The 11,731-nt window shown below is 36.9% G+C and carries 9 protein-coding genes and 4 pseudogenes; 2 read left to right on the top strand and 11 right to left on the bottom strand.

What is annotated here, in order from left to right; translation table 11 throughout:
- Positions 1–267: 267 nt before the first annotated feature.
- Positions 268–520, bottom strand: a pseudogene (locus tag H538_RS25720) (mercury(II) reductase); the annotation flags it as partial.
- Between the two features lie 128 nt (positions 521–648).
- On the opposite strand from H538_RS25720, the gene H538_RS0117415 reads away from it, so the two are divergent.
- Positions 649–2,220, top strand: coding sequence for a multicopper oxidase family protein (locus H538_RS0117415; RefSeq protein ID WP_026678685.1), 1,572 nt, complete (start codon positions 649–651; stop codon positions 2,218–2,220).
- 462 nt (positions 2,221–2,682) lie between these two features.
- A complete protein-coding gene (locus tag H538_RS0117410) occupies positions 2,683–3,312 on the top strand; it encodes a class I SAM-dependent methyltransferase (protein ID WP_026678684.1) in 630 nt (209 codons plus the stop codon).
- Between the two features lie 137 nt (positions 3,313–3,449).
- Here the strand turns inward: H538_RS0117410 and H538_RS27145 are convergent.
- From H538_RS27145 to H538_RS0117365, 10 genes and pseudogenes are all read right to left on the bottom strand, one after another.
- Positions 3,450–3,758: pseudogene (locus tag H538_RS27145) on the bottom strand (YIEGIA domain-containing protein); the annotation flags it as partial.
- 264 nt (positions 3,759–4,022) lie between these two features.
- A pseudogene (locus H538_RS24250) lies at positions 4,023–4,418 on the bottom strand (PCYCGC motif-containing (lipo)protein); the annotation flags it as partial.
- A gap of 75 nt (positions 4,419–4,493) precedes the next feature.
- Positions 4,494–4,637 (bottom strand): annotated as a pseudogene (locus H538_RS26785) (IS256 family transposase); the annotation flags it as partial.
- Between the two features lie 441 nt (positions 4,638–5,078).
- Positions 5,079–5,996 carry a hypothetical protein gene (locus H538_RS0117400; RefSeq protein ID WP_026678683.1) on the bottom strand — a complete coding sequence of 306 codons (918 nt, stop codon included), beginning with the start codon at positions 5,994–5,996 and terminating at the stop codon, positions 5,079–5,081.
- 255 nt (positions 5,997–6,251) lie between these two features.
- Complete coding sequence (copZ, locus tag H538_RS0117395) at positions 6,252–6,455, bottom strand: copper chaperone CopZ (RefSeq protein WP_025726869.1); 204 nt, start codon at positions 6,453–6,455, stop codon at positions 6,252–6,254.
- 14 nt (positions 6,456–6,469) lie between these two features.
- The gene (locus tag H538_RS0117390; protein WP_026678682.1) at positions 6,470–8,881 is read right to left on the bottom strand and encodes a heavy metal translocating P-type ATPase; all 2,412 of its coding nucleotides are present in this window, start codon (positions 8,879–8,881) and stop codon (positions 6,470–6,472) included.
- A gap of 15 nt (positions 8,882–8,896) precedes the next feature.
- Positions 8,897–9,172, bottom strand: coding sequence for a metal-sensing transcriptional repressor (locus H538_RS0117385; RefSeq protein WP_211235576.1), 276 nt, complete (start codon positions 9,170–9,172; stop codon positions 8,897–8,899).
- A gap of 644 nt (positions 9,173–9,816) precedes the next feature.
- The gene (gene lgt / locus H538_RS0117380; protein WP_026678680.1) at positions 9,817–10,623 is read right to left on the bottom strand and encodes a prolipoprotein diacylglyceryl transferase; all 807 of its coding nucleotides are present in this window, start codon (positions 10,621–10,623) and stop codon (positions 9,817–9,819) included.
- Positions 10,610–10,756, bottom strand: coding sequence for an Lmo0850 family protein (locus tag H538_RS26240; protein WP_154658014.1), 147 nt, complete (start codon positions 10,754–10,756; stop codon positions 10,610–10,612). Before H538_RS26240 ends, lgt begins: the two co-directional genes overlap by 14 nt.
- A 378-nt stretch (positions 10,757–11,134) precedes the next feature.
- A complete protein-coding gene (locus H538_RS0117365) occupies positions 11,135–11,317 on the bottom strand; it encodes a DUF2933 domain-containing protein (RefSeq protein ID WP_026678679.1) in 183 nt (60 codons plus the stop codon).
- Positions 11,318–11,731 lie beyond the last annotated feature (414 nt).

Below are 11,731 nucleotides of genomic sequence, written 5' to 3'. Positions count from 1 at the left end.
AGGGTGAGCTATAAAAGCCCGTTTTTTTCTTTAATTATACCGAAAAGTTGGGTAATTTTGGACTTTTAATAATTTTTAGATCACGGATTCAGGTGAACCCTTATTTTCCGTTTCTCCAATAATGTCCTATTGTTCACATTAATTCCATAGCGAAAGTTTTATATTCGGTATTTATCCTATGAATTAATTTGTGAGAGTAAAGATAACTTATCCAATCAAGTTCACCTCCTAAAAGAGACCTTTTCCTCTATACATTTATAGGCATTCTTTAAATACACCAGTAGTTTTGCAATTAACAAGAGCTCTTGGAACTACATTAAGTGGTAAAATGGAAATTCTCACTTTGTATCTTCTTTCTTTTAGCCTGTTCTTCTGTTAGCCCAATCGTAGCAATCGATTGATTCGTAAATGTAACGACTGGAACAGTATCAAGATTTACTTTTCTCTACAAGCCTCCGATTACATTGTCGGCAGCAATTCCACCTTGGTATGCAGCAACTTAAACAAATCTTGGTCCCAATCGTCCATTAACCTCGACATTCTTCGTACAAAATTAATCATATAATTCTGTTCTCCATAAATTCTGCACATTTATTTTCTATGATGATATTAGTATGATTTAAACCGCAAATTTAAGGGGGGAAAGACATGAAGAAATTACTGCTAGGAACCTTATTGGCGGGAGTTATCGCTGTTGGTGCCGCCTGCTCAAATAATAATGTTTCGCACAATTCCATGCAAGGACACGATATGTCGAACATGAATATGAAAGAGGAAAACACCGCCAAGGACTCCAGTAAACAACTGCCTTTGGCAACAAATACAGAAGTATTAACCGGTAAAGAGATTAATCTTACTGCTAAGGAAGCATTATTACAAATCAATGATAAAGTAAAACTTCCGGTCTACACGTATAATGGATCTGTTCCCGGAGCGCAAATCCGTATTAAGCAGGGAGACAGAGTTAAAATCAATTTCAAAAATGAATTACCGGAACCGACTACGATTCATTGGCACGGCTACCCTGTCCCGAATAGTCAAGATGGAGTTCCGGGGGTCACAATGAATGCAGTCAAACCGGGTGAAACCTATACGTATGAATTTACTGCAACCGTACCGGGAACGTATTGGTATCATTCCCATCAAGAAAGCGCGAAACAAGTGGACAAGGGGCTATACGGTACTTTAATCGTAGAGCCTAAGAATGAGGAAAAAGTAGATCGAGATTATACGCTTGTGTTAGATGAATGGATGAGCAACCCGAATGCAGAAAGCAATATGAATATGAGCGGTATGGATCATAGTAATATGGGAAATGGTCAAATGGATATGAGCAGTATGGGCCATGATATGAGTATGTATGATATTTTCACAATTAATGGGAAAAGTGGTTCCGCTGTTAAACCTTTAAAAGTAAAGAAAGGTGAAAAAGTACGACTTCGCCTTGTGAACGCAGGGTACATGTCTCATAAACTTCACCTGCATGGCCATAAGTTTAAAATTGTCGCAACGGATGGACAGCCGTTAAAAGATCCGCAGCCAATCAAAGATGAACTTTTGAATATTGCTCCGGGTGAACGTTATGATATTGAATTTACAGCGAATAATCCAGGAGAATGGTTATTAGAATGTCATGGCGATATGAAAGGTACCGATGGCATGAAAGTGAAAATTCAATACGAAGGTGCAACAAACAATACGGACAAATCAAATGCAAAAGAGGACCTTCCTACCGTTGATATGACAAATTACGGAAAACATGAATTAGGTTCATTTACGTTAGATCAGAAATATGATGTAGAGTATACGATGAATTTAGGAACCACCATGGGCAAAGATGGCATGGTCTACACAATTAATGGTAAAACGTATCCTGAAACAGCACCTATCAAGGTGAAAAAAGGAGATCTCGTAAAAGTAAAATTAGTGAACAATTCACCAACAGATTTACATCCAATGCATTTACACGGACACTTCTTCCAAGTGTTAAGTAAAAATGGTAAGCCAATTACAGGCTCCCCATTGATTAAGGATACGTTGAATTTAAAACCGGGTGAAGAATATGTTGTCGCATTCAGAGCAAATAATCCGGGAAATTGGATGTTCCATTGCCATGATTTACACCATGCCTCAGCTGGAATGATCACAGAAGTAAAATATAAAGATTACAAATCTGACTATAAACCAAACCCGAATGATACTACAAATAAACCTGAATAACGAAAAAAATCTCCTCCAAATAAAACTTGGAGGGGATTTCAACTTGTTGACAAAGTCGACAAGCACGGCTACATCCGTACCGGTGTCAATTGCCATTTCCGATATCTGCTTGCATAAGTAGCTGAGGTATAATTAATTCCCCTCCACCGTACTTTTTCCTTCTGCTTGTGGATTTCAAGATTGTACTAAATAACAAAAGCCATACCGTTTTAAAGTATTGCCATCCGATACTTCAATAAGAGGGGGTACCAGAGAAACGTGGATTTACATTACTAACGAATTTTTCTAAAAAACAGATTCTAGTTCAATAAGGAATTCCGGCTTTCGTATATCAGTGGGAGACTCCATTTTTATTTATCGATTCCCGTAGTGTAATAACAAATTATAAAAAAAAGAAACAATTCGTTTATTTACTGTATTAAAAGGTGGTAATAAGTATAAGGATCAGGAGGTATTTGGTTCATGGCGAAAACGCAATTGATACAAAAATTCAATAAACAGGCTGCCAAATATGCAAAAAAACGTAAAAAACAAGAACAAAATAAATGGAGAAAGCAAATTTTCGAGTCAGTTAAAGGAAAAACTCTAGAGGTGGCTGTTGGAGCTGGAATGAATTTCACCTTCTATCCTAAAGACATTGAGTACATAGGTGTAGATTTCAGCCCCCAAATGATTGAACAAGCTAAAGAAGCAGCAAAAGAATATGGGATTAATGCTAAATTTATCATATCTGATGTGGAAAATCTTAACTTCCCTGAGAATTCCTTTGATACAATTGTATCATCGGGTTCTTTATGTAGTTATGAAGATCCAGTCCATGTTCTAAACCTTTTTAATCAATGGTGTAAGGAAGATGGCCAAGTATTACTGGAGCATGGATTATTTTCCGTCCCTGCACTGGCTTGGATTCAAAAGAAACTTGATAATTTTGCCGTTAAAGCTATTGGATGCCATCAAAATCGGGATATCTTAGATATAGTCAAACAATCCAATTTGACAATTAACAAGCATGAACGTGCATTCTTAGGATATCTCTATTTAATCTGGGCAAATCCACAAAAGATACAAAAGTACAATATTTATAGGCGCTAATTAGTGTCTTTTTTATTTATCTAACCCCGTTATGTATGTATACTCCATTATCTTTTGTTTGATATTATTTCGCCTAATTTTTCCTGATTCTAATTACTATAAAAAATTTTTCTTATAAATTGTTGCTTTATCTGTCATCATATTAGAGATACAAGTTGCATTGTTATGCCCGTAACTAAAGCGACAACCAACGCAAAACAATTTCTTACTTCAAAGTCTTCGCAATACCATCTATGTATGCATCTACTCTTAGGGTAAATTCGGTATTCTCCAAATCCTTTAAACTGGCGTTCTGCCCTTCGAACGTCCCCAAATTGATGTATGGGTAATGCTAGAAAACGATACTGCAACAAATTTTTAGTCATTATCGCTGAAATAGCCACTGCACCTAGAGCTGCAGCTACAAATCCAGTCACCAAATGTATTAAATATCCGTTGAGGTAGCTAAGGTACGTGTGGTCGTATGTGCTTGAATTGCGCTAGAGTATGCCATGCTTTTGCAATGCAACATGGCGGAGGAATTTGAGTCTCAATTGTGAAGCACCGAAACTAAATACCCCCCTTATCAAACAACATTGATGAATCTTTCTATAACCGTTTATTAAAATGTAACTATTCGTCATCATAACAAAATTTTTAATGAAATTATGAAGAGGAAATAAGAAAATAGGCAAAATGAAAACCTCACCTTTCAGAAAAGCGAGGTTTGTTTATAATAAAGGCATTGGAGTTTTAGTTGGTTTTGCGTAACCTTCTTTGTACTTTTCATCAATGTAATGGCGAATTTCCTTTATAGATTTACCTTCTTGTTTCATTTTAATGGATTTCGCTTCGATTTTGTAAGCACACGTCGCAACTAGTAGCGTGGTCATCCCAGACGACAGAACCATCTTTATTGATTTTTTTGACAAAGCAATTCATGTTACTCTTATGTCCAGCACTCTCACCACAACCACAATAACAAGGAATCTATTGTAACAACTTAGTTGATATGCCAGCAGCTTGATACACCATGCGTATTTCTTTCTGTTGACCTTTTAAAAAGGTTGCAAAACATCAGCAGAAGCAGTTTTTTCTATCAAATTTCCATTGGAAGAATGCTCTTGACCTAGTCACCTCTTAATAACATTAGACATGACTAAATATATCATAAAAAGTTGACATATTTAGTTTCATGGCACATTGGTCGTGTTCATCAAAATTCGGATACTGCTTGAATAATTCATATATGTAAGGAGAACATCCAACTCATTTGCCCAAGATTGGACTTCTCTCGGGTACTTGTCGGATCATTTCGTCTCAAACTGTCGAATCATCTGAAAAGCGAATCCTTAGACGGCGCAAAAATAATGAAAGTTTTCTTCACTATTCAACTATCAATAATAAATATAGTTAAGTAAGAAAGTATTGTCGTATTTGCCGGATCAAAGGTCACTACACATGACGAAACAAAAGAAATGATTTTCCTTATTATTTTTCCTACCTTATACATCCCATTTATATCCTACCCCCCAAACGATTTGCAGAAATCCCTTTGTAGTGCGAATCCTTTCCCCCTAATATGTTTTATCAATGATTTTTTTACTAGCCAAATGGAACAGGTATAAGCAACTTATCTGATCTAGCTCATTTCAAAACCTATTAAAATAAAAACAGTCAACGTAGGTTTTCGCAATTTAATCTTGTCACTTTAACGGTTTAAAAATTGGCCAAGCATGATATATAGCTTAGTTCTGGCAGGCCATTTTCGAACATATCTACTCCTCTCACATTTGCATGACTCTTCCCTTTTGCTTCATCTCTATCTTTTTATAGGCCAGCACCGCAGAAAGCAGGAACATACATGTGATAAACGAACCTAGAGGCAACTTTGCTACAATCTCATCCGGGAAGACAAACGGCAGAAGCGGAAAAGCATATACTGCAGGGACACGGATGCCGACAATATATAACAGTATCAGCATCAAAATCATATTTAACAACGTTACCAATATCCACGAATCAATAGAAAAGTATAAAAGGGTTCCGACAGTCGCAGAAATGGTTAAGACAAGTCCTTGTTTAAAAGCCATTTTTCCGCTGTACATCGGTTTTTGGAGCGACTCAAATACGACAACGAGTATCGGCGGGATCACTGCCAATGGGTAGCCAACAATCGAACATAAGGCAATCCACACAAAGATCAGTACTAAGAACACTACCATGTACTTGTACTGTATCTTCACTTTCTTTTCCAATCCTTTATGTAACCCAAATAGGAGAACCCCAAGCATCAATAAAAAGGTAAGAATAAACACGGATATCACAAATGACCATTCCGTTGCATTCGTCACTACTGGCAACAATCCTGTTGCAATGGAAGGTCCTAAGTTCGATTGAATGATCCGCAAAAAAAGCATCATTAGGATGAGGGTGAGGATGACTTTTCCTAAATAAGAAATGGGTAATTGATTCACCACGAAACCGATCAAAGCAGTAATAGACGGAGCAAGAAAAATCTTGGATGGCTGTCTTATCCATCCTGCATCTCGCCACACCCACATGGCAATCGCCATTGCCGCTACTTCTGGCAAAATAATTTCGTGATCTTTTAATATCACCGAAGCTGTCATCATCGCGATGATAAAGGCAAAACTTATAATATAGGAAATCATAACTTCTTTCTTTGAAACAGTTGAGTCCATATTCGTATACTCCTTTTTTGTATTAATCCAAATACTGTTTCTATGTTTTCTTTCGGTTTTAGCACAAATATCGAATGATATCAAAATTTATAAAGTTATACTCATGATTTCATATATGAATCCAAATGATCATTGTCCGTTAAGCACAAAAAATTTCATCGTGGTTTGGCTGTCAAACTCTTGTCGTGCCAAAACGTTGACAACGTTGAATAATAAGAGATCATGGATTTGTGATCCATGATCTCTTTTATTATGTTATTTCACATCGTAACCTTGTTCTTCAATGGCTTCTTTCATTTTTTCTACACTGACTTTTGTTTCATCATAATTCACATCCACAGTGCCTTCTTCTAGATGTACATCCACATTTTTCACACCTTCCAGCTCTTTAAGAGCATTCGTTACGGCCATTTTGCAGTGTCCGCAAGTCATTCCTTCTACGTTTAATGTAATGTCCATTCAAACTTCCTCCTTTATATGGTTCCATTTTCTATTTTCACGCGTTTCAAACGAAGCGCGTTTGTCACAACCGATACTGAGCTGAATGCCATCGCTGCTCCCGCAACCCAAGGCTCCAATAATCCAGCTGCTGCTACAGGAATACCAATGGAATTATAGAACAAAGCCCAAAATAGATTTTGTCGAATGTTTCTCATCGTTTTGCGGCTTAACTCAATCGCATTGGGAATATGCGCCAGATCTCCGCCAACCAACGTTACATCAGCCGTTTCAATCGCGACATCCGTTCCTGTGCCGATGGCCATTCCGATATCCGCTTTTGCAAGAGCGGGAGCATCATTGATCCCATCGCCAACCATCGCCACTCGTTTTCCTTGTTTTTGGAGTTCTTCAACGATTTTCGCTTTGTCTTCAGGGAGCACTTCGGCATACACATGATCCACATTCACTTGCTTCGCAATCGCTTCAGCCGTGCGTTGATTGTCTCCCGTTACCATGTACACTTCTATACCCATTTGTTTTAAAGTTTGAATGGCTTCTTTAGAGCTTTCTTTTACGGTATCCGCGACAGCAATGATGCCGGCAATCTTATGGTCAATGGCAACCAACATAGCGGTTTTCCCTTGTTTTTCAAGATCCGCCATTTGATCTTCATGCATGGAAATGTCAATCGAGTGTTCCTTCATCAATTTTCGCGTTCCAACAAGGATATGTTTGCCATCAATGGTAGCTTCAATTCCGTGACCAGTAATGGCGGCGAAATGCTCTAGTGGTTTTATAGAAATCGCTTGCTTCTTTCCATATTCCACAATTGCTTGGGCCAACGGATGTTCAGAAGCGCTCTCGGCTGAAATGGCATAATCAAGCATGCCTTTTTGAAACTCTACTACATCTGTTACTTCTGGTTTCCCTTTTGTAACAGTTCCTGTTTTATCCAGTAACACAGCATTGATTTTATGCGTTCCTTCTAGATACTCACCCCCTTTAAAGAGGATCCCTTTTTCTGCCCCTTTACCTGTTCCGACCATAATGGATGTTGGTGTGGCTAAACCAAGCGCACAAGGACAGGCGATGACAAGAACCGCAATGGCCACTTCAAGCGCCTTTGGCAAGTCACCCGGTGCCACCATGAAGTACCATAACATGAACGCCACAACAGAAATTCCTACCACAATGGGTACGAAAATACCTGAGATGACATCAGCCATACGCTGAATCGGTGCTTTAGAGCCTTGTGCCTCTTCAACGATTTTAATAATATTGGCAAGGGCTGTCTCTTTCCCTACCTTTTCGGCTCGAATGGTCAGTACACCATTTGTATTCATGGTGGCTCCTATAACAGAGTCCCCTTCTTTCTTATCAACCGGAATCGATTCACCTGTAATCATCGATTCGTCCACTGAGGAAACTCCGGCGATTACAGTACCGTCTACCGGTATTTTTTCTCCGGGCTTGACGAGAATCGTATCACCGATCACCACTTCTTCGAGCGGAACTTTTACTTCTTGCCCATTACGGATGACAAGAGCTTCTTTTGCCTGCAGACTTAACAGCTTAGAGATAGCTTCTGTCGTTCGCCCTTTCGCCAATGTTTCAAAATATTTTCCAACAAGTACAAGGGTTATCAACACGGCACTTGTTTCAAAATACAATTTGGGCATATATTCGGGATTGGCTAAAGTTTTAAAAGCTTCATACAAACTGTAAAAGTAAGCGGCCGATGTTCCAAGGGCTACTAATACATCCATGTTTGCACTTTTATTCCGTAATGCCCGATAAGCCCCAAGATAGAAAGGACCGCCAATATAGAACTGAACGGGTGTCGCTAAAAGAAGTTGGAACCACGGATTCATTAAAATGTGTGGCAACGGTAAGCCTAAATCAACAGGCAAATGAGCAATCATCGTATAAAGCAAAGGTAATGATAAGATGATAGAAATGGTGAGTTGCCGTTTTTTTTGTTTAAGTAATTCTTCTCTTCGACCAGCATGATCTTGTTCTTCGTTCCGAATCTGTCCTTTGTACCCAAGCTTTTTGATTTTCTCTAAAATGTCTCCTACGGATAAAATACCCTCGTTGTATTCTACAACCGCACTGTTTGTCGCTAAGTTTACAGTCGCACTTGTAACGCCTTCCATACGATTTAACCCTTTTTCAATCCGAGTCGCACATGCCGCACAAGTCATCCCTTCAATATCTAGCGTTACTTTTTCAGTCGCAACACCATATCCCAATTTATTAATTCTTGTTTGGATATCAGCTACACTTTGTTTAGAAGGATCATATTTAACCGTTGCTTTTTCCATTGCTAAATTGACATTGGCTTCTACTCCATCCATCTTGTTCAATACTTTCTCAATGCGATTGGAACAAGCGGCACATGTCATACCAGTCACCTTCAACGTAACGAGCTTTTGTTCACTCATCAATCTTTCCCTCCTTTACTTTGAAAATTGCCGAATGACGTCCATCAATTCGTCGATCGATTCTTTTCCGTTGCCTTCGCGAATCGCCTTGGAAACGCAATGATTGACATGGCGTTCCAACAAGTTCAACCCGACTTTGTTTAACGCGGCTTGAATTGCGGAAATTTGAACCAAAACATCGATACAGTAACGATTATCTTCGACCATCTTTTGCACACCGCGCACTTGTCCTTCAATACGTTTCAAACGCTTGATGATGCTTTCGATTTCTTCTTCGGTTCGCGGAACCATTTTTGGATTTATATGTTGTTCTTCACAGTGAGTCACTTAGGTTCACCTCGTTGATTATAACTATTTTCGTTTATATACATTATACCCGTATAGGGTATATAAAACAACTGATATCTTACTTATGTATGATTGATTTTATATGTATCATTTTTTATTCCTATTTTGGATCAACGTGATGTACATTATTCAATTATTTCCTGTTTAAAGCTGCATGGATAAAAAGGAATTGGTTCTTTAAGTCAAATTACCAACATAAATTAAACTTTTTTATTTAGTAATTTGATTAAATTTATATTAATTCAATTTGAATTTCCGACTGACAACTATCCTCGCGGAGAACTTAATATCGCAGGTTATAAATAACCATTTAACCTTTATATGAGAGCAGTCTTCCTTCCAATACAATTATTAGATGGTTTTGAGAGTACAAAAAGAAATATACAAGAGCAAATTGAAACACATATGAAAGGGGCCGAGTTCGAAAATTCATAATCATAATTTTTCTACCTTATTGGCAATTGGCACAATTTCGACATACTCCGCTCCTAAACCATCAATCTAAAAATAATAATAAATTAAAACATAGTGTGTCAGCGGCAAAAGAAAGTATTTGTTTTGATTATCAAAGACAGGATATTTGTAATTTAATCTTTATACCTAGCTGTTAAATCTTTTCTAGTACGTCTGTATAATATAAGAATTGTGCACGTAACCACTAAAACAATAGACAAAACTTGAGCCATTCTTAAACTGTCCGTTAGCATTAAACTATCCGTTCTCATCCCTTCAATAAAGAATCTACCAATCGAATACCATATAACATAAGTCAAGAATACTTCTCCACGTTTTAAGTTTATACGTTGTAATACCAATAAAACCAGAAACCCTATCAAGTTCCATAGAGACTCATACAAAAATGTTGGATGATAATAACTTCCTTTGATATACATTTGATTAATGATAAAATCGGGCAGGTGAAGACTTTCTAAAAACTCTCTTGATACAGGTCCACCATGTGCTTCCTGATTCATGAAGTTTCCCCAACGCCCAATCGCTTGCCCCAGTATAATGCTTGGTGCTGCGATATCCGCCAATTTCCAAAAACTCAAATTCCTTTTCTTGGCAAAAACGACAGTCGTGATAATAGCACCTATTAAAGCTCCATGAATGGCGATTCCGCCTCTCCATATAGCTATAATCTCTTCGGAATGTTGCGAATAATACGACCAATTAAAGATGACATAATAAATTCTTGCAAATATCAACGCTATTGGGAGGGCCCATAAAATAAGATCAGAAAATACCTCTTTTTGTAATCCCCTTTTTACTGCTTCATTAGTAGAAATATATAATCCTAACAAGATACCTGTACCAATAATAATTCCGTACCAATGAATACTAAAAGGACCTAATTGCATTGCAATGGGATTTAAAGGTTTAATGCTTTCCATCTGCTAAAATCTCCCTTCTTTCCTTTTCCCATAAATTTTCGAATATAGCTTTTCTTGATTTTGTTATTTCTGCTGGTATACCCATTGCTCTAAGACGATTTATGATTTGAAGAACTCGCATTTCATTGTTCATCCGATTTCATCCTCATTTAACGGTAAAATTATTTACTAGTACTTTGAATTTAGCGACATAACGGTTAATTACTATACTTCTTCCATTAGTGAAGACTTTTTTGATCTTGCTTTTCATACAATCCTCTTGAATCAACGGTACTAAAAATTCAGTGAAAGCATTTTAATAAATAAATTTGCAGAAATTATGTAAGAAGTAACAAATTAATAAAGATGACTTAATACAATTAATCGATTCACCCTCATTATCAAGAAAATGTTCTGTCTAAACCTTTAGATGATATAGTTAAGTACGTATTGGCCGTCATTATACTTTGAAATTCTAAAAATACTATTAGATATAAAGAAACCGTCAACTAATTAAGTTGACGTTCACAACTCATTTACTTTTTAATTGTTTCTTTAATTGTTCATTGTCTGACTGTAATTTTATAATCTGATCCTGTAATTCATTGATGGAATGATTATCAGAAGAATGATGATTATGATGCTTATGTCCTCTCATACAAAATAGCATCATTAAAGGACACAGTAACAATATTAAGAGATTAGCCCAATTCATTTTTTCTTCCCTTTCTTCTCTTATATTTAGTTTACAATGACGTTTATGCAATGATTATGAAAAAGAACCTTTCGTTATTTTGTTAAGAGTTATCTCCAAGAGTTATTTCTTTTCTAATAAATTGAAACTTCACCGTCTTTTCTTTCTTAAACACTACAATATGAATGGTTATAGCTAACTTTGTCTATTATCTGTAACCCCTCCCTTCTTCACATATGTTTGGAAATATCAAAAATAGTACAGCTTTTTCATATTAATTTATGATCATATTAAAAATGAAACATGGAGATTTTATGGAGGAATTTAGAAAATTAAGTGACACCTGAATCCGTGATCTAAAAATTATTAAAAGTCCAAAATTACCCAACTTTTCGGTATAATTAAAGAAAAAAACGGGCTTTTATAGCTCACCCT

This window comes from Fictibacillus gelatini DSM 15865 (assembly GCF_000430745.1).
Classification (GTDB): Bacteria; Bacillota; Bacilli; order Bacillales; family Fictibacillaceae; genus Fictibacillus_A; species Fictibacillus_A gelatini.
Note: the sequence above shows the minus strand (reverse complement) of the source record. Positions and strands in the feature narration are given on the sequence as shown.